This is a genomic window from Reichenbachiella sp. (assembly GCF_039941815.1).
In the GTDB taxonomy this organism is placed as follows: Bacteria; Bacteroidota; Bacteroidia; order Cytophagales; family Cyclobacteriaceae; genus Reichenbachiella.
Genome location: NZ_JBDVDW010000061.1, coordinates 340142 through 363889 on the forward strand (window position 1 = coordinate 340142; position 23748 = coordinate 363889).

At 40.5% G+C, this 23748-nt stretch carries 22 protein-coding genes; 8 read left to right on the plus strand and 14 right to left on the minus strand.

What is annotated here, in order from left to right; genetic code table 11:
• Window positions 1-158 precede the first annotated feature (158 nt).
• The 4 genes from aepX (at window position 159) to ABJF11_RS15505 (ending at window position 4662) form a co-directional block, all read left to right on the plus strand.
• On the plus strand, window positions 159-1451 hold the full coding sequence (aepX, locus tag ABJF11_RS15490; RefSeq protein ID WP_348120905.1) for a phosphoenolpyruvate mutase: 1293 nt from the start codon (window positions 159-161) through the stop codon (window positions 1449-1451).
• Window positions 1452-1457: 6 nt separating this feature from the next.
• Window positions 1458-2576, plus strand: coding sequence for a phosphonopyruvate decarboxylase (aepY, locus tag ABJF11_RS15495; RefSeq protein ID WP_348120907.1), 1119 nt, complete (start codon window positions 1458-1460; stop codon window positions 2574-2576).
• 86 nt (window positions 2577-2662) lie between these two features.
• Window positions 2663-3739 carry a 2-aminoethylphosphonate aminotransferase gene (locus ABJF11_RS15500; RefSeq protein WP_348120908.1) on the plus strand — a complete coding sequence of 359 codons (1077 nt, stop codon included), beginning with the start codon at window positions 2663-2665 and terminating at the stop codon, window positions 3737-3739.
• Window positions 3740-3855: 116 nt separating this feature from the next.
• Window positions 3856-4662: a phytanoyl-CoA dioxygenase family protein gene (locus ABJF11_RS15505; RefSeq protein ID WP_348120910.1), complete on the plus strand. Its 807-nt coding sequence runs from the start codon at window positions 3856-3858 to the stop codon at window positions 4660-4662.
• A 75-nt stretch (window positions 4663-4737) separates the two neighbouring features.
• Here ABJF11_RS15505 and ABJF11_RS15510 read toward each other — a convergent pair whose 3' ends face one another.
• The 8 genes from ABJF11_RS15510 to ABJF11_RS15545 all read right to left on the minus strand — a co-directional run bounded on the left by ABJF11_RS15510 (window position 4738) and on the right by ABJF11_RS15545 (window position 13727).
• Window positions 4738-5502: an aspartyl/asparaginyl beta-hydroxylase domain-containing protein gene (locus ABJF11_RS15510; protein WP_348120911.1), complete on the minus strand. Its 765-nt coding sequence runs from the start codon at window positions 5500-5502 to the stop codon at window positions 4738-4740.
• 293 nt (window positions 5503-5795) lie between these two features.
• Window positions 5796-7523 carry a hypothetical protein gene (locus ABJF11_RS15515; RefSeq protein ID WP_348120912.1) on the minus strand — a complete coding sequence of 576 codons (1728 nt, stop codon included), beginning with the start codon at window positions 7521-7523 and terminating at the stop codon, window positions 5796-5798.
• Window positions 7524-7592: 69 nt separating this feature from the next.
• The gene (locus tag ABJF11_RS15520) at window positions 7593-8579 is read right to left on the minus strand and encodes a hypothetical protein (protein WP_348120913.1); all 987 of its coding nucleotides are present in this window, start codon (window positions 8577-8579) and stop codon (window positions 7593-7595) included.
• Window positions 8580-10562, minus strand: coding sequence for an FG-GAP-like repeat-containing protein (locus tag ABJF11_RS15525; RefSeq protein ID WP_348120915.1), 1983 nt, complete (start codon window positions 10560-10562; stop codon window positions 8580-8582). It lies immediately after the preceding gene.
• Between the two features lie 98 nt (window positions 10563-10660).
• A complete protein-coding gene (locus tag ABJF11_RS15530; RefSeq protein ID WP_348120916.1) occupies window positions 10661-11446 on the minus strand; it encodes a response regulator transcription factor in 786 nt (261 codons plus the stop codon).
• 3 nt (window positions 11447-11449) lie between these two features.
• Window positions 11450-12541 carry a histidine kinase gene (locus ABJF11_RS15535; protein WP_348120917.1) on the minus strand — a complete coding sequence of 364 codons (1092 nt, stop codon included), beginning with the start codon at window positions 12539-12541 and terminating at the stop codon, window positions 11450-11452.
• A 42-nt stretch (window positions 12542-12583) separates the two neighbouring features.
• On the minus strand, window positions 12584-12994 hold the full coding sequence (locus tag ABJF11_RS15540) for a hypothetical protein (RefSeq protein ID WP_348120918.1): 411 nt from the start codon (window positions 12992-12994) through the stop codon (window positions 12584-12586).
• Between the two features lie 124 nt (window positions 12995-13118).
• On the minus strand, window positions 13119-13727 hold the full coding sequence (locus ABJF11_RS15545) for a DNA-3-methyladenine glycosylase (RefSeq protein WP_348120919.1): 609 nt from the start codon (window positions 13725-13727) through the stop codon (window positions 13119-13121).
• A gap of 68 nt (window positions 13728-13795) precedes the next feature.
• Between ABJF11_RS15545 and ABJF11_RS15550 the strand changes: the two genes are divergently transcribed.
• The 3 genes from ABJF11_RS15550 to ABJF11_RS15560 all read left to right on the plus strand — a co-directional run bounded on the left by ABJF11_RS15550 (window position 13796) and on the right by ABJF11_RS15560 (window position 17285).
• Entirely contained in the window at window positions 13796-14674 is an 879-nt protein-coding gene (locus ABJF11_RS15550; RefSeq protein ID WP_348120920.1) for a DUF2911 domain-containing protein, read from the plus strand.
• A 184-nt stretch (window positions 14675-14858) separates the two neighbouring features.
• Window positions 14859-16685 (plus strand): hypothetical protein, encoded by a 1827-nt coding sequence (locus ABJF11_RS15555; RefSeq protein ID WP_348120921.1) that lies wholly within the window; start codon window positions 14859-14861, stop codon window positions 16683-16685.
• Between the two features lie 18 nt (window positions 16686-16703).
• Window positions 16704-17285 carry an FISUMP domain-containing protein gene (locus ABJF11_RS15560; RefSeq protein WP_348120923.1) on the plus strand — a complete coding sequence of 194 codons (582 nt, stop codon included), beginning with the start codon at window positions 16704-16706 and terminating at the stop codon, window positions 17283-17285.
• 2 nt (window positions 17286-17287) lie between these two features.
• Here ABJF11_RS15560 and ABJF11_RS15565 read toward each other — a convergent pair whose 3' ends face one another.
• The 3 genes from ABJF11_RS15565 to ABJF11_RS15575 all read right to left on the minus strand — a co-directional run bounded on the left by ABJF11_RS15565 (window position 17288) and on the right by ABJF11_RS15575 (window position 21280).
• On the minus strand, window positions 17288-18127 hold the full coding sequence (locus ABJF11_RS15565) for a tetratricopeptide repeat protein (protein WP_348120924.1): 840 nt from the start codon (window positions 18125-18127) through the stop codon (window positions 17288-17290).
• Window positions 18128-18157: 30 nt separating this feature from the next.
• The gene (locus ABJF11_RS15570) at window positions 18158-19018 is read right to left on the minus strand and encodes an alpha/beta hydrolase (protein ID WP_348120925.1); all 861 of its coding nucleotides are present in this window, start codon (window positions 19016-19018) and stop codon (window positions 18158-18160) included.
• Between the two features lie 96 nt (window positions 19019-19114).
• On the minus strand, window positions 19115-21280 hold the full coding sequence (locus tag ABJF11_RS15575) for a glutamine synthetase III (RefSeq protein WP_348120926.1): 2166 nt from the start codon (window positions 21278-21280) through the stop codon (window positions 19115-19117).
• 231 nt (window positions 21281-21511) lie between these two features.
• Between ABJF11_RS15575 and ABJF11_RS15580 the strand changes: the two genes are divergently transcribed.
• Window positions 21512-22216, plus strand: coding sequence for an RsmE family RNA methyltransferase (locus tag ABJF11_RS15580; protein ID WP_348120927.1), 705 nt, complete (start codon window positions 21512-21514; stop codon window positions 22214-22216).
• On the opposite strand, the gene ABJF11_RS15585 is transcribed toward ABJF11_RS15580, so the two are convergent.
• The 3 genes from ABJF11_RS15585 to ABJF11_RS15595 are packed head-to-tail and all read right to left on the minus strand — an operon-like array spanning window position 22213 to window position 23748.
• Window positions 22213-22743, minus strand: a complete 531-nt coding sequence (locus tag ABJF11_RS15585) for an acyl-CoA thioesterase (protein WP_348120928.1) — start codon at window positions 22741-22743, stop codon at window positions 22213-22215. The genes ABJF11_RS15580 and ABJF11_RS15585 overlap by 4 nt on opposite strands.
• Window positions 22736-23260: a DinB family protein gene (locus ABJF11_RS15590; RefSeq protein WP_348120930.1), complete on the minus strand. Its 525-nt coding sequence runs from the start codon at window positions 23258-23260 to the stop codon at window positions 22736-22738. Before ABJF11_RS15590 ends, ABJF11_RS15585 begins: the two co-directional genes overlap by 8 nt.
• A gap of 5 nt (window positions 23261-23265) precedes the next feature.
• The gene (locus ABJF11_RS15595; protein WP_348120931.1) at window positions 23266-23748 is read right to left on the minus strand and encodes a hypothetical protein; all 483 of its coding nucleotides are present in this window, start codon (window positions 23746-23748) and stop codon (window positions 23266-23268) included.

The window sequence follows — 23748 nt, forward strand, 5'->3', positions numbered from 1 at the left end:
TACGAAATATTCAAGTGGCGAAGATAGATAAAAATTGGATTGGGGGTAAAAGCATTTTTATGAGTCATAGTAAATGATTGCAAAATATATATTTTACTTTTGCAGCCCGACCCAAAATTGAGTTTCAAATAATATAAGGACTAAAAATCAAGTTTAGCATGAAAAAAGTGTATGTAGGAATGGGTACAGATTTGGTACACCACGGCCACATCAATATCATCGAAAAAGCACGTGAATTAGGCGAGGTCACTATTGGATTATTATCTGAGGAGGCAGTCTCAAAATTTGCGCGTGTTCCTTTTCTGTCTTTCGATGAGAGGAAACAAATTTTGGAAAACATCAAAGGCGTTCACCAGGTCATTCAGCAAGAAGAACTTGATTACGAAAAAAACCTAAGATCACTCAAGCCCGATTATGTGGTACACGGTGACGACTGGAAAGTAGGTCCGCAAAAACACATCAGAGCCAAGGTAATTGAAGTCTTAGCAGAATGGGGTGGCGAATTGGTAGAACCTAAATATACTTCTGGTGTATCCTCTACTGGTTTAAGGAAGGCGATGCGAGAAATAGGCACTACGCCAGACATCAGAAGGAGAATGTTGAGAAGAATGCTTGACAACAATCACATCGTAAGAGTGATGGAAACACACAACGGCCTTTCAGGACTGATTGTAGAAGACACAAAAGTAGAGCTAGATGGCGAGGTAAGAGAATTTGATGCGATGTGGGTCAGTAGTTTGACTGACTCCACTGCAAAGGGCAAGCCTGACACTGAATATGTTGATAGAACTTCCAGGTTTTCGACCATCAACGATATTCTTGATGTGACCACCAAGCCAATGATACTGGATGGTGATACTGGAGGAGTAGCGGAGCATTTTGCCATGCTTGTAAGAAACATCGAAAGACTGGGGTTGTCAGCTGTAGTAATTGAGGACAAAGTTGGCCTCAAAAGAAATTCATTATTCGGAACTGAGGTAGAGCAAACGCTAGATACAATAGAAGGATTCTGTGCTAAAATTCAGGCGGGTAAAAAGGCTCAGGTTACAGATGATTTCATGATCTTCTCAAGATTGGAGAGTCTAATTGCGGATAAAGGTATGGAAGATGCCCTGACCAGAGCAAAGGCCTACATAGAAGCAGGTACTGATGGAATCATGATTCACTCCCGTCATAAAGATGGAAAAGAAATCATGGAATTTATGAAAGAGTATCAGAAGTTTGAATTCAAGGTCCCTGTCATATCTGTTCCTTCATCCTACAACCAATTTACGGAAGATGAACTGAGAGAAGCCGGTTTCAGCATTGTGATATATGCAAACCATCTACTGAGAAGCGCTTTTCCTGCGATGAAGCAAACAGCGGAGTCTATCTTGACTCACAAGCGATCAAAAGAGGCTGATGAATATTGCATGTCGATTAAAGAAATATTAACGATTCTACCTAATTAGCCCTACATGCTGAATACTGCTAACTTTTTTGATTATGTAACCGGCAAAGGAGTAGATTTTTCTACTGGAGTACCGGATTCACTTTTAAAGGACTTTTGTGCCTATGTCGCCGACAATAGCAACGATATTATCGCTGCCAACGAAGGTGCATGTATAGGTATTGCTGCGGGCTATCATCTAGCTACCGGTAAAATTCCATTGGTTTATATGCAAAACTCCGGATTTGGCAATACAATCAATCCATTGACCTCCCTGACAGATCCTGAGGTCTATTCTATTCCAATGCTACTTATGGTAGGATGGCGAGGTAGACCAGGTGTCAAGGACGAACCCCAACATGTAAAGATGGGGCGTATCAATGAAGCGATGATCCAGTCACTGGAAATACCCTACTGCGTGCTGTCTAAAGATATGAGCGAAGCGCAGAAGCAAATAGATACTGCTTTTGAATTTATGGAGAAAGAAAAAGCTCCGTACATTTTGCTTATCGAGAAAGAAACATTCGAGCCATACAAACTTCAAAGTGCGAAGCCTGACACCTATCCAATGTCCAGAGAAAGAGCCATAGAAGTTTTGCTTGAAGAGTTGGACGACAACGATGTGATGGTATCTACAACCGGTAAAACTTCCAGAGAAGTTTTCGAGGTGCGTGAGGCCAGAAATGAGCCCCATTTTAGAGATTTCCTTTGCGTAGGGAATATGGGACATACCTCGCAGATAGCTCTCGGTATTGCATTGGGTAAACCAGACAAAAGAGTGGTCTGTCTAGATGGAGATGGTTCATTTTTGATGCACATGGGTTCGGCAGCAATCGTTGGTGATCAGGCACCAAAAAACTTGAAATATATACTTGTGAACAATGGAGCACATGAATCTGTAGGTGGACAGCCTACGGTAGGATTTACTACAGACTTCAAAAAAATAGCTGAGGCGTGCAACTATAAGTCTACGTTTACGGCTTCTTCAGAGGAAGAGCTTCAGACGGTCATGCCAAAGTTTTTGTCAAGTGAAGGTCCTTCTATGTTGGAAATCAATGTTAAGAAAGGTTCAAGAAAAGAGCTCGGTAGACCGACCATAAAGCCGGTTGACAACAAGGTTGACTTCATGAAGAATCTGGGTAACTAATCAATACCCGCAAAATTATAAAGTACTTAAAGTCGTTCTGGAGTCATTCAGAATGACTTTGTTTTATACACACAATTCTTATTACGATGACAAGAAAAATCTTACTCAATCCAGGACCAGCTACTACAACACAGAATGTGAAAGACGCGCTGGTAGTCGATGATATCTGCCCTAGAGAGTCTGAATTTGGTGACTTGATGCATGAAATCTGCAACGGACTTCTTGAAATAGGCAAAGGCCAAAATGACTACAATGTTGCATTGTTTGGAGCTAGCGGCACCGGGGCTATGGAAGCCACGCTTACCTCAGCCATTGGAGCGAAAGGCAAAGTTTTGATCCTGACAAATGGCGCCTATGGCATCAGAATGACTCAGATCTGTGACAACTATGGTATCGATTATGACACCCTATTTGTGTATGGTGATTTCACCGAACCAGCGCAAGTCAAAAAAGCGTTAGCTACAGGTAAATACTCACATCTGGCATTTATTCACCACGAAACCTCGACCGGCATGTTAGACCCGGTAGAGGAGCTTGTCGATATCTGTAAAGCACTCAATGTAGTGTCAATCGTGGATGCGATGAGCACCTTTGGTGCTTTCCCATACAATTTATCTGAATTAGGCGTGGATTATATCTTTAGCTCGTCCAATAAGTGTATTCATGGCATGGCAGGACTATCTTTTGTCATCTTTCATAACGATCGCAAGGATGAACTCAAGGCCAATGGACGTAGCTACTACTTCGATGTCTATAAACAATGGGAAAACGTACAGAAAAAGAGTCAGCTGCGATTTACACCTCCAGTACAAATCTGCTATTCATTTATGGCCGCCATCAAAGAGACTCTAGCCGAAGGCGTGGAAGCACGTTGGGAGAGATATAAGGGGAATTGGCAAATATTGTACGACGGTCTTCTTGATTTAGGTTTCAAGCCCCTACTCCCGCTCGATCAGGAGTCAAAAATTCTTCTGGCGCTAAAGCTTGATGGCAAGGATGGTTTTGACTTTGATGATTTTCACGACTTCCTGTACGAAAGGGATATTACTATCTACCCAGGTGTGATGCCTGAAATGGCTACTTTCAGGGTTGCTATCATTGGCGACCTCTATCCAGAAGACATGCATCGGGTTATGGAAGAAATGACTGGATATTTTAATTAAATTTTTTAAACTTTTTTAGAGAAATACGTGTCTTTAAAATAAAGACAGTCGTATAAATACAACATTGTCAATCAGCTTAATATTGATAAACGCCTTTCAGAAGGCAAATTATACCGATGACACAAACGATTACTAGTAAATTAACTGATGTTCAAAAGAAATTTTGGACTCAAAACTCTTATCTGCATATCCCAGGCTTATTCAAAGATAGAGTTAATGAAATGTCGCAATGGATAGATGATATGTCCAAATGGGAACAAAGCATTAACAAATGGATGTGCTATTATGAAATGGATCGTCCTGAACAATTGTCAAGGATCGAGAATTTTATTCCTTATCATCCCGGAATGAAAGATATTTTCACTGGAGATACCATTATTAATTTGATTTCGGAATTGATGGGAGAACAAGCGGTGTTGTACAAGGAGAGAATCAATTTCAAATCTCCTGGAGGCGGTCCACATGCCGCACATCAGGACGGAGTCGCATACGAGCAAGGCAAAAATGCTGCCTTTGATCCTGACATCAACCCTTACCTTTCTATACTAATCAGCATTGACGAAGCTACTGAGCAGAATGGCTGCTTGCAGGTAGTACCCGAATGGCCAGTTGAAAATCTGGATATTCTACCTATGGAATCCCCATTTCCTGATCGCCCTGATTATATGAAAATAAAGCAGGACCTCGAAGATGAGTTGACGTGGAGAAAATTACCAACTCAACCTGGAGACGCACTAATATTTACTGAAAGACTACCACATAGATCAGAGCCGAATCTTTCAGATTTGACAAGAAGAATAATCTATGGTGTCTACAATCCCCTTTCTGCTGGGGATAAAAGAGAACAGTATTATTTGGATAAACGCAAAAACCCAAATGATCCTCGATATATGGTAGGCAATCCGCATGCTAAAGTCGAATAACAACGTTTTGAATTAGGATCAAAAAAAGCTCCCTTTTAGGAAAGAGAGCTTTTTTTATTGCTAACAGTACTTGCGTTAGGCCTTATTCTTGTCTTTAAACTTAATAATTGCATTTTTCGCTACATTTTTCATGATCTGAGTCGAAAACATAATGTTGAGTAAAAAGGCATTGATTCCTCTTAGAGGAAATGGAAGTTTGCGCTCAACATCCAACCATAGAATGACCCGAATTTGATCAGACTCATTTTTGGCATCATGGCTATAGTTATCATTAAAGAGTACGCCTTCTCCGTTCTTCCAATAATATTTGTCGCCTTCAGCTTCTAGATTTTCGTGTGGAATTTTGTCGTTGGCGATTCTTATCCAACATTCATCATTTTCATTATTGTTAGGAATGATAACGCCCAAATGATATCTCATGAATCCATTGTAATAACCTTCATGCGGGGTAATGTATTGATTGGGATCTAGAATACTGAAGAAGGCCGTTCTAAGTCTGGGTATCTGCTTGAGTATTTTCGTAGTTTCCGGGCAAAATTTACAATTCTCCTGTACAAAATCACCAGATTTCAAAACATATGACTTCCATTTTACAACATGGATTCCGCCTTTAGTATAGTCCCCAAGCAGGTTTTTGATATCCATGATATCGTCTTTAAAAGCGAGAATATCTTCACACTCTTTTCTAACTACCTCATAATTGTCTTCTAATATTTTCAATTTGGGGTAATCTTTCTGGTAATCCAAAATGAAGTTAGGCGTCTTCTTGATAAAGCCGGACTTTTCAAATTTCTTAAAAGCGTTGTTTGTAGCTCGATGGATTTTTTCACCTAATGTCATAAGACGTAATTCTCAAAAATAATGATCTCTAATAAGTGGGAGCAAGTTAATAAAAAATTGACCTTCTGAGGTTTGTTTTTTGATGGTGAAAATAAAAACATGAGAAAAAACATCTTCTTCCTTCCGACCCAATAATTTGATGTCAATATACGGCTGGTTGGTTCTTAACCATACAAAACTGAAATAAGTAATTTATTGTCATAACCTATTGATCAGATCCCTTTTTAAAACAAAAAAGGGTCTCTTCTGAGACCCTTTTTTTCTTGTGCAAAATCCACACTTGGTGATGTCATTTATTCCTTTAATACTGTGATTCCCCAAAGCTCCTGATTATTTGGAGGATCATCATTCCATCTTCTGTAAGAGTGAGATCCATCGGTCTCAAAATAAACTCTGTAGGTTCCCTTTTCAAGCATGAATGTTTCATTGAATTCTCGGTTTTTTCTGGCACCACCACCATGCTCTGAATTTCGATAGTCCATTTCCCAAACTATCTTACCGGTATCCATGTTTTTGATGAATCCATAATCATACATCTCTCCACCACTTCCTTCGCCAAGACCGATTACTCTTACTCTTGAATCACCGTCTAAAGAAAATGTTTTCTTCACAAGAGCTCTGTCTCCCACCATGGTAATTACGGCAAGTTCATTCTTGTTTTTGTACTCTTCTGGGTGAAATGGAGCTACATTTTTCAAGTCAGACTCATTGGTTGCCCAAAGTGTGATTCCCCACATTTCAGGTTCATACGGTTGACTTGAGTTCCAATCGCCATAGGCATGGGAATCATCCGTAGCATAGTAGACAATATAGTCGCCGGCATCAAGTGTGATAACCTCTTCTACATATCTGTTTTTATCTGCTCCTCCACCATGTCTGGTCTTGTATGGTTTCATTCTCCAGATTCTTTCACGCGTGGTGGCATCCACGATCCAACCGAAGTCAGCCATGTTATCACCACTTCCTTCTTCTCCCAGACAATAGATTCTGACGTCCATATCTTTTTTGATAGTGATCCCTTTTGCCAACATCTCGTCATCTCGTGCTCGAGTAAGGGCGACTATTGGCTTCACAGTTTTTGGTTCCTGATAGGCTACCACGTTTTTCTTGTTTTTGGCATCAGCCCAAACTGAAATTCCCCAAAATTGGATGTCGTCTGGTGGAAGTGCATTCCATCGCTCGAATGAATGCGAACCGTCTGTGGTATAGTTAACAAGATAACTACCTGCGGGTAGCGTGATTTTTTTGTTTACCTTCAAATTTTTTCGAGCCCCACCAGCATATCTTGAATCTCTATAGTCCATTTCGAAGACTCTCTTCCTTGAATTTGCATCCATAATCCAGGCGTAATCAAACATCTCGTCATCATCACCTTCTCCCAAAGCATATACTTGTAGCTCAGTTGACGCGGTCAGGGTAAACCCCTCACTGAATCGTTCATTGTCTCGTGTTTTGATTATTGATACTATGGCTTCATTTTTCTTGCTATCTACAAACTTGGAAGCGTCCTCGGGTTTGATCCCGGTACCGGTAAGTTTTATAAAAAGGTCATCTTGTGCTCTTCTTCTGTAGGTTTCTTTTTGCCTCGAGCCAAATAGCCAGTCCATCGTTTCGCTGAATCCATTGAGTGACCAATCATTGTCCCAATCTCGTCTGTTATTCCAATTGCGACTGTCGTACATGCCAGCAAAATAGAGTTCATAATTGCCTTTATCCAATTTCAATTTGGTACGAAACTCAAAAGGGCCATCCACATCCGCATCTTCTCCTTTCATATAGTCAAATAGATGCCATACCACTTCACGCGTCTCAGCATCTACAATCCAACCGTAGTAGATGAGCAGTTTCCAATTATCTTCAAATACGGCTCCAGCCCCCGTGATTTCTACATCCCCTGTTTGAGATACACTGAAGCCTTGAATCTTAACTTCTTTTGGATAAACATCTCCTACTGAGATTGATTGTGCAAAGCTTGTAGAACACATGAGTAGCGCCAGCACAATTGTATTTAATACTTTCATAGTCATAATGAGTTTTTTCTTTCACAACTAAGATGACCATGGTTTGAAAAAAGTTCTAGTGTCGTGAATTTATTTTTCAAATACTGACATTTCTTTAATTTCTGACATGGGGATGCTATAAATATTATCAAATCCATTTTGAAAGTTTTCCATTTGACTTATTAGACTTTCAACACTCTGTATGGCCTCGCTCCTATATCTATTGCTAGTAAAGTACATGGTACGACCATCTGCGGAGACAAAGGGACAGTAATCAAGCTGACTAGAATTGATACCCTGGCTTAGATGGATGGCGGGTTGCCACAGACCATCCTTTCCTTTGAGTGAGAGATAAAGGTCTCCTCCGCCAAAGCCATCAGTACGACCATAAGAGCTAAATAACAGGTACTGCTCTGCGGGATCTATGAAGGCATTAAACTCATAGGTGGATGAATTTATTGCGCTATCCAAACTCAAGGATTTTTGATATTTCCCATCTTGCCAACGACTCATATAGATATCTTCTTTTCCCTTACTGTCCGATCTGGTGGCTGTAAAATACAGATTACCATTATTTGAAATGGACGGATAATATTCGTCTCCGGGTCCATTGATTGTGGAATTCATGGGAACGGGTCGTCCCCAACCTGAGTTGTCTTTTGGGACATACCAAATGTTGAAGTCTCCTGATTCATCTCCTTTTTCCAGGGGTCTATCCGATGCAAAAAAAAGCCGATCCTGTGAGGGGTCAAACATGGGTTCGAGGTCTTTGTAGACTCCCGAAAAAGAAACTACTTTCGGACTACTCCACTTTCCTGAGGTCCTTTTCATTTCTACGATCATTCGAACACCGTCTTTGTAATCGTGCATTGAAAACAAGAGGTGATTTCCATCCTTCGAAATAGTCATGTCACGTTCCTTAAATATAGTGCTAACCTGTCCGGGTAGAAACAGTTCTGGATCCTGAGCCATAGTACGAATGGAATGAAGAAGGACTAGTACCACTAGCCCCTTCTTCAACCATTCTACCGAAGAATTCTTTTCAAATCTCCTTGTTGTTGTGGTGGTAGATATCATTTATTTCTGAATTAATAATTTTACAACTTCTTTAGTTTTATTGCCATAGGCAATCAAGGTATACTGACCCGGACTCAAGCCAAGCGCTTCCAAATGTAAAGACGAAGTGCCTAAAGTGGTCATGCTTTGGCTCTTGATCAATCTTCCATCTATCGCACGTATTTCTAATTTTTCGATTACAAATTCAGATTTGAAGTTTATCCAATCTGTAGTGGGATTTGGATAAACAATCATTCTTGGTTCAATACCCTTCTTCTCTACATCCAGCAAGGTAGCTCTGACTTTTACATAGTCAGTTTTGATTTTCTTTGCTGATTTGTCGCCGTATTTCACTACCAAACTTACCGTATAGTCACCTGTCTCATTATAGCTAGTGGTGGCATCAGCTTCTGTAGCATCTACTTCGCCATCATTATCAAAATCCCACTCATAGGTCACTGATTCGCCTTCTGGATAGATGGACAAATCTTTGAATTCGATTGTACTTCCGGCAAGGTATAAGTCTTCGCTTAACGCAAAATCTGCTCTCAGAAAATCAGCTGGGACTGATTCTTTTGCCTCTATGATTTCATCAATGGAAATATTGTCAAGAATCTCAGAATTACCATTAGGCCAGATTATCTCTACTTCATCAACTTTCGTAGCGTCACCAAGCCCAAAATGGGCTCGCAGACTATTCTGTCCATTATAGCTGGACTGACTTGAGATTTCACGCATTTGCGTCGTTTCCACATCGTCTATGGTGGCAGTTACTTTTACTTTGGCTCCAATAGCAGATCTATTGGAAGCAGTTCCTTCCAGATCAAGAATCAACCAGTGGTTGTCATTACCCAGATTATGATATAGGCTGTTTGTTTGGCTTTCATCAAAAGTATTGGCTACGAACAGGTCGAGTGCTCCATCGTTGTCATAATCGCCAAACGCCGCACCAAATGACCAGCCGGTTTCAGCAACTGTAGTATGGTCTGTATCTTCGGTAAAGGAGCCGTCCCCATTGTTGATATGGAGTCTATTGACCACCCTTTCTCCCGTTTTGAAGCCATTGGCAACATACAAATCCAAATCACCATCATTGTCTATATCGCCCCAGGCAGTACCAAATGAGTCATCCGAGCCTGTGACCAGGCTTTCGCCTGTAACTCGTACAAAGGTGCCATCACCCTGATTGTTGAACAACTCATTGGCAAAGCCGAAATTAGCGACATACAAATCGAGGTCCCCATCATTGTCATAATCTGCCCAGCTGCTTCCTGTTGAGTTGCTTTCTGAAGTCGCAATCACTCCTGTGGTCACAGCTGTAAATTCTCCATCTTCATTTTGATAAAGCTCATTGGCAGCTTCCTCATTGGACACAAAAAGATCCAAATCATTGTCATTGTCATAGTCAATCCAGTTGACGCTTCGTGCGTTCGTCACAGCGCTGGTGATACCGGCATCGCTCCCTGAACTAAAGGTGCCATCGCCATTATTGATATAAAATTCATTGGCTGATCCGTTGTTCCGCGAGCTGTTGGTTATATACAGGTCCAAATAACCATCTTGATCATAGTCCCCCCAACTGGCGGTTTCCGAAAAGCCGGAAGATTCAATAGATGAGCTTTCGGAAAAGTCACCTTTTCGTTGATGATATAAATAATTCTTTTTTCCGTACCAGGTCACGACAAACAGGTCTATTCTCCCATCATTGTCCATGTCTCCCCAAGTTGCTCCGTCTGATGGGCTCATATCATCGCTGATAATGGTGCTTCCATTTTCTTCAAATTCACCAGTTCCATCATTGATAAAAAGCCTGTTGTTTTCTCCATTCTCAGGACCATTGGTTACAAATATATCCAACCATCCATCATTGTCGACATCCACAAAAGTGGCCGCTCGTGAGCCTTCGGCTGACTCTGTCACAACATTATCCACTTTTTCAAAGGATTGCGCCTGGAGCTGAGCCGCAGCAAGAAATATAATTGCCAGTAAGTTTAGTTTCATCATTATTATAGTTTGATCTAACAATGAAACAAAGGATATTGGCGAGGGCACTACTCCATATATGGCTACTCGGCAAACTGAATTGTATTCTAGACGAACTGTTAGATATTGCTGCTGGTCAGATCAGAAATTGAGGTTTTATAGGTTCGTCCGGACTTCACTATCTGGCCATCGACCAAGTGAAAAAAATACTCACCGTTAGTATGAGGACGTATTTCGGAGATCATTTCTGTATTGATGATAATAGATTTGTGTATACGCCTAAAGGTATTGGGATTCAGTTTTTGCTGAAATTCGGAAATCGATTTGTAGAGAAGAAACTTACCGTCTTTCTCATTGATTTCTATATAATCACCTGCTGCATGAATGACAACAATATCAGCTACTTGGATATGTTTTATTCTTTTGGAGTCCTTGACTACCAATTTGGACGGGAATTCGGAAGAATGTTTTTCTATGACCGCATTGTCATAATCTATTCTAAATCGAGCCAGCTCATCTTGTAAATCTCTAATGTCTATCAGCTTGAGTTTCTCCAATGCTTTGTTCATGGTGCGATGAAACCTGTCTCTATCAAACGGTTTCATCAAATAGTCGGTAGCATTAAGTTCAAATGCCTTCAAGGCATATTCATCATAGGCAGTGGTAAATACAACCATTGGATGATGCTTGATTTCTATACTGTCCAACACAGCGATTCCATCCATTTTAGGCATTTGAATATCAAGAAACAGAAGGTCGGGTTGGAAGGTATTGATCTTCTCTAGTGCATCCAGACCATTTGCTGCTTCTTCTATGCTTCCAACTTGCCCAAAGTCTTCCAGATATGAAAGAATAATTTCACGTGCGAGTGGCTCATCATCGGCTATGAGAATTTTTAGATTCATATATTATCTAGGTGAAATGGGTACAACAATTTTTGAAGTATAGCCACCATCGGAATTGATTTGGGAAGAAAATTCAAATTGATCCTGATACAGTGAGGAGAGTCTTTTTCTAGTATTTTTCAAACCCAAACCTTCAACATCGGTTTTTTCCTGACCCAAAAAATTGCTACCATTATCCGTAATTTGAATGCAGAGTGATTGATCCTGACCAAAAACTTCAATGCTAATATGTCCCTGATTATCATTTGGCACAATGCCGTGTACCAGTGAGTTTTCTACAATTGGTTGAAGGATGGCCGGAGGAATCAGAACACTTCTTTTTTGCTCTTCCACATCTATTGAATAAGTCAGTTGTTCGCCAAATCTCAGTACATATATTTCCAAATACCTATTGATGAATTCTATCTCCTCTTCTATCGGAATCCATTTTTTTTCGTCCATAGAGAGACTTTCTCTAAGCAGATCACTCAGCTTGGCTATGACAGTGATGGCAGTTTCATTTTGCTTCTTCAATATCAATCCTGAGATAGCGTGTAAAGAGTTGAATAAAAAATGAGGCTTCATTTGAGCCTTCAATACTCCTAGTTGGGCTTCTATAAGGCTTCGACTTAGCTCTATTCGCTGTTCTTCTGAGCGTTTGGCTTCGAAGTAAGCCATGACAGCTACTGAGATAGCAGCGAAACCCAGATAGAGGATTAAGTTGGTATTAAACCTAAACGAGATCAGTTGAAGATATATATTTGAGAGTGTTCTTTCCTTTTCGGTATTCATTAGGTCTACATAATGAATGATGGATTCCATCCCAATGATCACCGCAATAGCCAGTGCTCCCAGGGCCAGGGTTTTTAAAATAAAACTCAACCATTTGGTTTTTTTCAGATACCAAGTCCTGATTATTATAAAGAGAATAGGTGATATCGGTGCCCAGCACAACATGAATAGGTCGTTGACGATTATGCTTCGATAAGGCGCAGGTTGATCATTGATCTGATAGAAGAAAAGACTTTCGGATACCGTAAGCGCAAAAAGTAGGAACCAGAGTGCTGCTATGACTACGATGAATTTACTGCTGATATAAAGATCTTTACTCTTCAATGTGTTTAAGACAATCTTTTGGAATTAAAAATGAAAAGATAGTTACAATCCTTCATTTCCAGCATCGAACACGAATTTCCATTCGCCCTCCTGATTTCTTTTCCATATACTGACATAGGTGCCTACTCCCAGTGAATCGCCTTGCATGGATGAAACCAGATAGGTTCCGTAGGTATATCCCATATCACCAGCAAGGGCCATATCGGCAAACATGGGCTCCCATGTGAGACGAAAGGTGGTATCAGATTGCTGGTTCAATCTAGAGATTACGTTGTTTCTTCCTATGATGGGATAAGAATTGTTTCTGAGGATGACACCACTTTCCGCACAATACTCTGCAAATGCGTGATTCATCCCTTTTTGAAGTGATAGCGCTGAAAACTCTCTATCCACGTTCAGGAGTTCTGCAGAATCAGGCTTAGCATTTGGCTGACAGGCCTGGACCAAAATCATACATAGGAAAGTATCAAATTAGTTTTCATGGTACTAGCTTTATGATTCCAACAATCAAGATATTGACTAATCTTACTTTTGTATAACCACTCATGTAAATGTTTGAGCGCAGCGCTTGTTTCTGTTATTTTTTACTCACCCATGAATTACCTTTTATATAAAAACGCCAGGGAAGGTACGCATCTTCGCCCGCATAGTCCACACCGATACGAGTAGTGGCTACTTGTTGTTCTTCACTTATTGGTTCGCCATTTTCGATCCATATACAATTGGCTGCCGATAATTCGGAAGAATTCAGTGCTGTCGTAATGCCCATTGATTTAGCCAATATTCCTGGCCCATTAGTGAGCATCCGATTAGATGAATTGAGTCTATCCTGCATCGTCTGTTGCCCTTGTAATGGTTCTAGCGCTCGAATGAGCACAGCATCAGCGATCCCTTCTTCATTAGTCACTACATTAAATAGGTGATGTATTCCATAGCAGAGATAAACGTATGCACAACCGCCTGCACGATACATAATTTCCGTACGCTTGGTTCTCTTCCCGTTGCTGGCATGGCACGCCTGATCATTGTGTCCAGAATAGGCTTCAACTTCGACTATTGTACCCTTGCATACTTGATTTTCTATGTGAGTACACAGAACCTTTCCCAAGAGATCTCGAGCCACATCTAAAACATTCGGTCTGCGGTAAAAGCCGTTCGGCAAAATATTTAAACTATCTTTCTTCATGCATAAACCTGAATCCAGGATAAACGTATAAAACCCCGTAAAATTTAACAATCAAAATGAACTCTATTATGTACAAAACCAAACTGTTTAAACTCAGTTTCGTGGCAGCACTATTTGCGCTTGCTTTCGACGGAACTGCTCAAATTCAAACTCCGGCACCTAGTCCAGCTGGCTCTGCTTCTACAGTAGTCGGACTTACTGACATTGAAATCAATTACTCAAGACCTCAAATGAAAGGTAGAAAAATCTTCGGAGATGGTGATGCGTTTTTGGTACCTAATGGCCAACTATGGAGAGCTGGGGCTAATTCTGGTACTACTATCAAGTTCAGCGACAATGTAAAAGTTGCTGGTCAGGATTTAGCTGCCGGGGAATATTTATTCTTAGCCACTCCTGGAGCGTCTGAGTGGGAAGTTGTTTTCTATTCCGACCTTACGTTAGGTGGAAACATGACTAACTATGATGATTCCAAGGCCGCCTTGAAAGCAAAAGTAAAGGCGGGTAAGCTTACTGAATCGGTTGGGACGTTGACTTACAACATTGCTGATATCAGTGAAAATAGCGAGAATGCAAATATCCAAATGAGCTGGGAAAATACAGTAGTAAACATTCCTGTTCAAGTTTCATTTGATGAGGCTATCATGAAAGCTATCGCTGAGAACACTGTCGTAAATCCTGATAACCTTATGGCTGCTGCACGATATTATCTATCTGCGGACAAAGACCTGGATAAAGCACTAGAATGGGCCAATGCCTATCTTGCTGCGGGTGAAAACAGCAAGCAGTTTTGGAATGTGCACATCAAAGCGCAGATTCTAGCTAAGCAGGGCAATAAGAAAGAAGCAATCAAAGTGGCAAAGGAATCTATGGAAGCAGCTAAGGCTTTTCCATCAGGTGACTTTGGATATATCAAGAGAAACGAAGAATTGATCGCTTCTTTGAAATAAGAGCATCAAGTAATCTTACTTACAAAAGCCATTCTACAGTGTAGAATGGCTTTTTTATTAACTCCACATTCAATTTGGCTTCGGCCGTATTCTTGTATATTTACTGCCCAAAACAACCCTTTCGATCTTGGCAGCAAACTGGTTTCTCTTTTCAAAATGGTCTATTACAAAAATACTGACCGCCATGAGTTTCATACTATTCATAGTAGGCAATACAATAGGCCAACTGAGAATAGATAAAGTCACCCCTCCTTCCTTTGATGCAAGTTCACTCATTAAATATTGTGATCATCCGGTGGGAAATAAATATGGAATTCCCAAAATAAAATATCCAATAAAGACACTGGTAAATAAGGATATGTATCTCCCCATCTCCCTGACTTATCACACTATCGGAATCAAGGTAGAGGAAGAGGCTACATGGGTAGGGCTAGGTTGGCGGCTCAATGCTGGTGGGCTGATCACAAGAATCATTCGGGGAGAAAACGATTTTGGCATTGTAGAGGCTAGTAACACACAGCAGGCTCTGGGCTACCCGTTCGAGCATATTAAACCATGCTTCGATGATTGCGAAGAGAATGAAAATGATGAATTTCATCAGAAAGTATGTGCTGGCGAAATTGATTCTGATCCAGATATTTTCTTTTTTGACATTCTTGGCAACAAAGGTAAATTTCTACTGACGCCAGATCACAATACTGATCAGGAGTTTATCGAAATCAATATTGTGAGGCCAAGAAAAATGCGCGTACGGTTTTATATCAAGGAGAACTATTGGACGGCAGTAGACAGTCGCAACTTCACTTATACATTTAAAGCTCGCGAGATCACCAATTCTTTTGACAACTATTATGATTATAAAATCAATTCGCATAAGCTGCAATTTTTAGAGCATTTCAATCAAGCCACGACCTCTTGGTATCTTACGAAAATCGAGTCTGCGCAGGGCGCCATAGCGGATCTTACCTACGACATCACTGCTCCTGATCAAAGCCCATATGCAAGTAATAGTACGAGTCATAAAATGAACATCAATGATGGAGATGTATGGGATCTGCATTACTCCTCTTATTGCTTTCCGAATGAGATCGAAAATGTACAAATAGTATCTGAAAATCAGCATCGGGATGTTTATCTAAGCTCGATAAAAAGCGGTGAGTATGAAGTAAAGTTCACGAAATCTGAACAGGAAAATCAAGCAGAACTGAAGCTTAAGAAAACCAAAATGGCTGCCGGACAATATCTTGATAAAGTTCCAGAAGGATATGGACGCCAGCAGTTGGACAAAATCGAAATTCTGAAGGGTGGTGAATTACTAAATACAAGCATTTTTCATTACTCTTTTTTCAACGGTTCGTTTTATGGCAATGATGCCTATCTATATCAGCGTCTGCGACTAGACAGTCTTCAAATTATTGAACCTAAAAAACAGAAGGCGTACAGATTCTATTATGAAGAAGAGGTCATTTTACCCTCCAGAGAGAGTCACGCACGTGATTTATGGGGATATTACAATGGTGAAGAAGACCTGTACAATATCACTCCATCTGATTATTACAATTATAGTCAGCCCGAAAAACTACTACAGGAAGAGGGCAAATCAAGGCACTATTCATTGAATTATATCAAAGCAGGCATTCTAAAAAAAATAGATCACGGACAGGGCCGAACCATAGAATACATATATGATCATCAGGAATTTGAAGAAATTGACGAGGAGATTTCAAGTCATTTCTCAAAAAACATGGAAGGATCAAATTTTAGGGAGCATTTAAATCCCTTCCTTTTTGGAGGCCTCCGGATAAAAGAAATCATTGACTCCTATCCTTCTGAAAAAATATATAAGGAATACAATTATAAACCTGACGGAAAAGAAACTGGCAAATTGATCATCACGCATTACAATCATGATCATCATGGCTATGGTCATAAGACTTCCGGCAATCATGGAGTCAAATACCAAAGGATTAAAATTAAAACCGGCAAGCTGTTTAGAGGTAAAAAATTCTAATAATAGAATCACGATTATATGAAATCATCAATCATACTCTTCTTATACATTGTTACCACGGTTCATTCTGTGGCGCAGGACCTGACAGGTGTATTTTATGACCCAAGAGATGGGCAGGAATATGAAACTGTAATTCTTGAATATGAGATTGATGGCGTAGTACTGGAACGTGAATGGTTTACCTCCAACCTAAACTTTGAGAAGGAAGAATCATACTGCTACAAAAACTATCAAGAGTATTGTAATACGTATGGTCGGCTATACGCCTGGTCAGCCGCTATGGATGCTTGTCCCCAAGGATGGCATCTTTCTACACAAGGTGAATGGGATATGCTAACATCTACCTATGGTGGTGTAAAAACGGCAGCTGCAGAAATCAAAGAGGGTGGTGACAGCGGGCTCAATATATTGATGGCCGGATTCAGTGAAAGCGATGGGTCATTTATCGACATAGGAGTGAATGGTTACTATTGGAACACCCCTGACATCAAGTCAAAAATACCTGGACTCATCACGTTTCATACCGGTGAAGAATACTTGAGCTCTGATCAAATCAACGAAACACATAGAAACAGTATTCGCTGTGTAAAGGACTACTAAACTTACCTTTTCGAATTTAATAACTCAAGATTTGTTCGTGCCTCCTCGTTGCTGGGATCCAGTATCAGGCTTCTATTGATAAGAGAATCAGCCAACGCATAGTTTCCCAAATGTATTTGGATGAGCCCTTTGTTGTTGAGGAAATAAGCCTGATCCGCCATCAAACCTATAGCAACATCAATGGTTGAATCTGCTTGCTCAAGTTTGCCCTGATTCAAATAGACCAGTGACAGTGGGTTGAGTACTTCCGGGGAATTTCCTCGGATTTGAAGAGCCCTTGCAAAATCGGACTCGGCCTTGTCATATTCTTTAAGATGAAAATTTATTACCCCGAGGTTTGTCCATGCGTCAAATTGATTTGAGTCTTTGACCAGCGCTTTTTCGAAGCTGTCTTTTGCTTCGATAAAATTTTTCTGTTGACCAAACATGAGCCCCCTTATCACATCGACCAAGGCTGTATCAGGATATAATCGTGTCAGTAGCTCCAGGTCATCGGTAGCCATATTGTAGCGTTCCATGGCAAGGTAGGTATAGACTCGGTTGAAAAGTACGTCGTTGAAATCCGGTAGCTGCTGTCTGACATGATTATAATCAGCCAGAGCTAAGCTAAAATGTCCAGTTTCATAGTAGGCCACGCCCCTATTCAAATAGGCATCTACAAGCTCGTGATCCATTTTAATTACCTGGCTATAGAGTACAATGGCATCATCATAGTAGGCATCATCAAGTTTTTGGGTCGCCAGTTCAAAACTTTTTTTTATTCTATTTCTCTTATTAATTGGACTACAGGCTGAAAAGAAGATTACACAGAGTAGAGAATAAACAATCGATTTGGCAAGCATGATTCTATTATTAAATATGATATCACAAAGCTATAACTTCCCTTCCAACTTTAGAATACCATCGACAATCAAATCAGGTCTATTCCATGGTATAAAATGATTGACTTGTGGCTCCAACCATACTTCCAATTCTTTACTGGCCACATGTTCTTGAATAAAAGTGGCATTTTCCATAGGTACCAGCTGATCAGATTCGCCTTGTATTACGATTAATGGGATTTCGATTTGCTTCAGCTCTGGTCTTAAATCCAGCAACTGGTCCTTCAAGAAATAAATTTCCTCATTGGTCACAATCAGAGAGGCTGGCAAAATAAACTCTGCGAGACCGTTTCGAAGCCATGTACGATACCACTCTACTGGCTCTTGATCTGGGTCCATTGACCCTGCCACCATCACAAGACCAGCATAAGATTTTGGGTTTTCAAGCGCCGCTCTGGCGATAATAGGTGCTCCCAGTGAATGTCCCAATAAAATAACATGATCAAGGGACAGGTCGGCTACAATTTCCTGAATCACTTCTGCCTGCGACTCGAGAGATGGCTCCGCTTCTCCATATCCTGAATAGCCGTACCCTAGCCTATCAATACTAATAATGTTAACTTTCGATCTTAGATCCTGATTGTGAAAAAAATCGATGAATGCAGATGAAGAACCGGGTGCACCATGTACCAAAATGACTGTTGTCTTATGACCATTGTTTTGCCACAAATATCTAACCGTACGCTGTCCTACTTCAAGATATTTGACTTCTGGTGGTGTGGTTTGCCCAAAATAAGAAATCACCTCTGAATCAGACATCCTAAACTGAAAGCTATTTGAAAACCCTATGATCAGGGCAACAAAAAGTATTGAAAACAAATATCTTTTCTTGAGATTGATTCTTTTTCGCATTAATGGTAATTCTCCAAAGTCTATTGTAATGGAAAAGTAACAAAAAAAGCTTCGAATAAATTCGAAGCTTTTACTTAGTCCTGTTTATCTGATGTATTATCTAATAAACAATAGTTCTCTATATTTCACAAGTGGCCAATCTTCGTCATCCACAAACAATTCCAGTTTATCTACAGCATATCTGATTTTGTCAAAGAATTCTGCCTTCACATCGTCGCAATAAGCGATTGCCCTTTCTCGGCTCTCCTCGATATCATTTGCTTTTTTACGAGCTTCAATCATTGCCAGTGTGTTGGTCTTCACAACTGAAGTGTACTCAGAAATATTCTTTATGGTATTCACAATTTCAGAGTTATCGAGCCCAAGATCTTTTAACCCCTGCGCGTTTAATATCAACTTGTTTTGATAGGTAGTTGCAGTAGGTAGAATATGATTCAAGGCCAAATCACCTATCACTCTGGATTCAATCTGTATCTTCATGATGTAGTTTTCCAACATGATTTCATGACGGGCGTCTATTTCAACATCGGTCATAATTTTGTTCTTTTTGAACACCTCACGAGCTGCATCAGTGACATAGAAATCAAGTGCTCGTGCCGTGTCTTTTACATTCGACAGGCCTCTTTTTTCAGCCTCTACTACCCATTCATCAGAATAGCCGTCTCCTTCGAATCTAATGGCTTTGGACTCCTGGACATACTCTCTAAGTTTTCCGATGATTACAAGCTTCTTGTCAACACCTTCCTTATCGACCCTACTGGTTACCTCTTCGTAAAACTGATTTAGTCTTTCAGCTACAATTGTATTGAGTACTGTCATAGGATTGGCAACATTGGCATCTGACCCTACTGCTCTAAACTCAAACTTGTTTCCAGTAAAAGCAAAAGGAGAAGTCCTGTTTCTATCTGTATTGTCCAAAATGATCTCAGGGATTTTATCAATTCCTAGTTTCATATAGACGTTGTCTCCCTTATCTACTTGTACGTCTCTATTGCGCTCTAATTCGTCTAAAACGTTGGTAAGTTGCTCACCAATAAACGCAGAAACAATTGCTGGCGGTGCTTCATTAGCACCTAATCTATGATCATTACCTGCAGAGGCGATACTCGCCCTGAGTAAGTCTGCATGCTCATGTACAGCTTTTAGTGTACATACCAGATAGACAAGAAACTGCAAATTTTCTCTGGCACTACTGCTAGGCTGAAATAGGTTTATCCCTGTATCAGTAATCAATGACCAGTTGTTATGCTTTCCACTACCATTGAGTCCAGCGAATGGTTTCTCATGGAATAAGACTTTCAAGTCGTGTTTCAAGGCTACTTTGTCCATCACATCCTTCAATAGTTGGTTGTGATCAGTTCCTTTGTTTACCTCCTCATACATAGGCGCACATTCAAACTGTGCCGGAGCCACCTCGTTGTGACGAGTCATGACGGGTATACCGAGTCGCTGACATTCATATTCAAATTCTTTCATGAATTCAAATACCCTCGGAGTAATTGTACCGAAGTAGTGATCATCCAGCTGCTGGCCTCTGGCTGGGTTGTGCCCAAATACGGTTCTACCAGCCATGACCAAGTCTGGTCTTGCTGAGTATAAGGCTTTATCTACTACAAAATATTCTTGTTCCCAACCCAATGAAGCGGTGACCTGCGTCACGTTTCGATCAAATAGCTTACACACCTTAGTGGCAGCTTTGTCTATGGCATCCATCGACTTGAGTAGCGGGGCTTTATAATCCAGAGCCTCACCTGTGTAAGCCACAAATATGGTAGGAATACAAAGGGTGGTGTCTATAATAAATATCGGAGAACTTGGGTCCCAAGCGGTATAACCTCTGGCTTCGAAGGTACTTCTGATTCCTCCATTAGGAAATGATGACGCATCAGGCTCCTGTTGTACAAGGGCACTTCCTTTGAACTGCTCCATGCCTTTTGACGGATCAAAAAAGGAATCATGCTTTTCAGCGGTAGCACCTGTCAATGGTTGAAACCAGTGAGTATAGTGTGTCACGCCTTTGCTCATCGCCCAGGTTTTAACTGCAGAAGCTACTGCCTCGGCTGTTTCAGTGTCAATTTTTCTACCCCGGCTAATCGCTTTATCTACTTTCTTGAAGATTTCAGATGAGAGGGACGCTTTCATTTGTTCTGTGCCGAATGCCAACTCTCCGAAGTAATCAGAAATTTTGCCGGCTGGCAGTTCAAATGTTAGGTTCTTTCTTGACTGTACCGTGTCCAGTGCTTTGAATCGAAGATGCGCCATGTTTTTTATGTGGTTTATTTATCAAATTGAATGTTGCAAAAATAGAAAATACATACATGAATCACCTAATTAGGCGTATATTTTCGTAAATTTTTAATTTTTCGGCTCATTTTTTACCCTATTCGTGATAATTTTTCATTTTTCAGTAATAAATCATGAAAAATGCAAATCATTTGCCCCAAGCTGCTTTAGAGACTGTGTGTAATTCATTATTTTAGCAAAAACGGAAAATTGAATTTCTATTATCACCCAAATCCTGAGGAGTATTTGTTCTTGAGTGCAGAAGAATCTGGTCACGTAGTGAAGGTACTTCGAGGAAAATCAGGAGATCAGTTTACAATCCTTGACGGAAAAGGCCATAGTTATATAGCCGAAATCACCGACCCAAAGCCTAAGGCATGTGCCTTTAAAATCATAGATAAAACCGCCGCCTCCTCTAAGGAGTTTCGCATCCATCTCGCCATAGCACCGACAAAAAGCACCGATCGGTTGGAATGGTTTGTTGAGAAGGCTTGTGAATTAGGCGTAGACGAGATCAGTATTCTATCTACCCAGAGAACAGAGAGGAAGAGAACTAAAACCGACAGGCTAAACAAAAAAGCCATTAGTGCTTTGAAACAATCAAAAAATGTCTGGAAATGTCAAATCAACGAACCACAGGATTTGAAGAAATTCGCCAATCTAAATAAGCGTGCTGCTCAGAAATTTGTCGCTTATGTTGAAACGGGCGATGAAGATCTGCTCCAACATAAGTTGGATGCTCAGACCGAAGTACTCATTCTAATAGGGCCAGAAGGAGATTTTTCACCGGAAGAAATTGACTTACTCAAAAATCTCGGCTATGAGCTAGTCAGCCTCGGGCAAAGTGTCCTACGTACTGAAACCGCAGGAATAGTAGCGGTACATACGGTGAATATGGTGAATCAGGCAATCTAAAATATCTGAATAGCGGCATTAGCCACTTCGTTTTTGACCTGACGCACTCGGATATCAAAATCTATATCTTCGTAGTCGATATTGTCATAAGCAACGGATGACAAAAATTCTACCAGCTTGGCAGGGTGAGTAGTAGAGTGCCCTTGCTCATTGATATATCGAAGTTTGGTCCAGAGGATAGTTTTTAGTTCTTTTTCTTCATCATCTGTCATGAAATACTCTACGACCATGGAGTTGTGATTGTGCCATATGATCCTGGAGAAAATCTTAACCCACTCCCCCATGCCGGCAGATTTGATATAGGCAATCTGATGATTGTAAACTACCCAGATAGAGTTGAAGGCGCGATAAATCTCTGACATTTGAAGGCCATAGAGCTTGGGTACTTTGTCTTCTCTGGCATTAAAGAAATAGTCGAAATACTTAGCGTTATTCAGGTGTTTCAAAGGATCACAGTCCTGAAAACGAATTACTACTCTTGATTTTGTGGTCTTTTGATACTTCTTAGAAGGGTCAAATTCAAACATGTGTTAAATATCTTTCCGTTATTACTGTTTTATGATGGCGCAGATGTCCTGCAATAATAAATATAATTGCCCTAACTGAAACTTGTGATCCGTTGGCATTTCCTATTCTTTTGGTAGCCTGTGGTGTGAAGTGAGAGATCATACTTACGTTGGAGGTGCGCAGGCTCTCAAATTCCTCGAGAAGATCAGACATAGAATTATTTGAATCATCGGATCGATCCACGAACCCTTGCTCATCGAATCCCGGCAACATGGTTTGTTCGCCCCTGGCAATGGACATGGCCCGAAAAGCAAACATCCGCTCGGCATCGATTATGTGTCTCACCAACTGTTTAATAGTCCACTTGCCTTCGGCATAAGCGTAGTTGTATTTGTCCACTGGGATTTTTTGAATGAACCGAATGAACTCGTCTTTTTGATCAGCCATGTACCGGAGAATATCATCTGTATTCGGAAGATTGACATAGTTGGAATAAAATTCGTGATATTCGTTTGGCTCAGGTTTTAGAATAGGCATAAGTATTATTCATTAAGCGTGAATCCGTTTAGAAAAGTGAAAATTTCCTCGCGACTGTAGGGTTTGAGTTCACCATTTTTGTAAGAAATGTCAATTAGGAGTTGTTTTAGTACATCGATTTGACTGCTGTCTACAAGCAAAATATCATTCCCATTTTTTAACACATAAACGGGAGACTTCTCTTTTTCAATATGAAGTACGACAAAAGCTTCATAGATATACCATTTGCCTGTTTGCTTAGCAGAAGTGGCTTGAAATCCTTGATTTAATATTTTGAATCGTCCATTTTTCTTAAAGAATAGGGACTTTTTTCCCATTTCGTCTCTTGTCTCCCACCGCGTATCAAATAGCTCACTTTCCGCGACTATACTTTTGTTTTCTAATAGAAATTCATCGACATAAGCGACAACTTGCTCTTCCATGGTTTGCGCCTGAAGGAGTCCGACGGTAATAATCATGAAAATTAACAATGGGGTTAGTGTTTTCAT

Bases quoted from the DNA above. Each gene is read 5' to 3' on its own strand.
- aepX (WP_348120905.1), top strand. From the start codon at position 159: ATGAAAAAAGTGTATGTAGGAATGGGTACAGATTTGGTACACCACGGC.
- aepY (WP_348120907.1), top strand. From the start codon at position 1,458: ATGCTGAATACTGCTAACTTTTTTGATTATGTAACCGGCAAAGGAGTA.
- ABJF11_RS15500 (WP_348120908.1), top strand. From the start codon at position 2,663: ATGACAAGAAAAATCTTACTCAATCCAGGACCAGCTACTACAACACAG.
- ABJF11_RS15505 (WP_348120910.1), top strand. From the start codon at position 3,856: ATGACACAAACGATTACTAGTAAATTAACTGATGTTCAAAAGAAATTT.
- ABJF11_RS15510 (WP_348120911.1), bottom strand. From the start codon at position 5,502: ATGACATTAGGTGAAAAAATCCATCGAGCTACAAACAACGCTTTTAAG.
- ABJF11_RS15515 (WP_348120912.1), bottom strand. From the start codon at position 7,523: ATGAAAGTATTAAATACAATTGTGCTGGCGCTACTCATGTGTTCTACA.
- ABJF11_RS15520 (WP_348120913.1), bottom strand. From the start codon at position 8,579: ATGATATCTACCACCACAACAACAAGGAGATTTGAAAAGAATTCTTCG.
- ABJF11_RS15525 (WP_348120915.1), bottom strand. From the start codon at position 10,562: ATGATGAAACTAAACTTACTGGCAATTATATTTCTTGCTGCGGCTCAG.
- ABJF11_RS15530 (WP_348120916.1), bottom strand. From the start codon at position 11,446: ATGAATCTAAAAATTCTCATAGCCGATGATGAGCCACTCGCACGTGAA.
- ABJF11_RS15540 (WP_348120918.1), bottom strand. From the start codon at position 12,994: ATGATTTTGGTCCAGGCCTGTCAGCCAAATGCTAAGCCTGATTCTGCA.
- ABJF11_RS15545 (WP_348120919.1), bottom strand. From the start codon at position 13,727: ATGAAGAAAGATAGTTTAAATATTTTGCCGAACGGCTTTTACCGCAGA.
- ABJF11_RS15550 (WP_348120920.1), top strand. From the start codon at position 13,796: ATGTACAAAACCAAACTGTTTAAACTCAGTTTCGTGGCAGCACTATTT.
- ABJF11_RS15555 (WP_348120921.1), top strand. From the start codon at position 14,859: ATGAGTTTCATACTATTCATAGTAGGCAATACAATAGGCCAACTGAGA.
- ABJF11_RS15560 (WP_348120923.1), top strand. From the start codon at position 16,704: ATGAAATCATCAATCATACTCTTCTTATACATTGTTACCACGGTTCAT.
- ABJF11_RS15565 (WP_348120924.1), bottom strand. From the start codon at position 18,127: ATGCTTGCCAAATCGATTGTTTATTCTCTACTCTGTGTAATCTTCTTT.
- ABJF11_RS15570 (WP_348120925.1), bottom strand. From the start codon at position 19,018: ATGCGAAAAAGAATCAATCTCAAGAAAAGATATTTGTTTTCAATACTT.
- ABJF11_RS15575 (WP_348120926.1), bottom strand. From the start codon at position 21,280: ATGGCGCATCTTCGATTCAAAGCACTGGACACGGTACAGTCAAGAAAG.
- ABJF11_RS15585 (WP_348120928.1), bottom strand. From the start codon at position 22,743: ATGTTTGAATTTGACCCTTCTAAGAAGTATCAAAAGACCACAAAATCA.
- ABJF11_RS15590 (WP_348120930.1), bottom strand. From the start codon at position 23,260: ATGCCTATTCTAAAACCTGAGCCAAACGAATATCACGAATTTTATTCC.
- ABJF11_RS15595 (WP_348120931.1), bottom strand. From the start codon at position 23,748: ATGAAAACACTAACCCCATTGTTAATTTTCATGATTATTACCGTCGGA.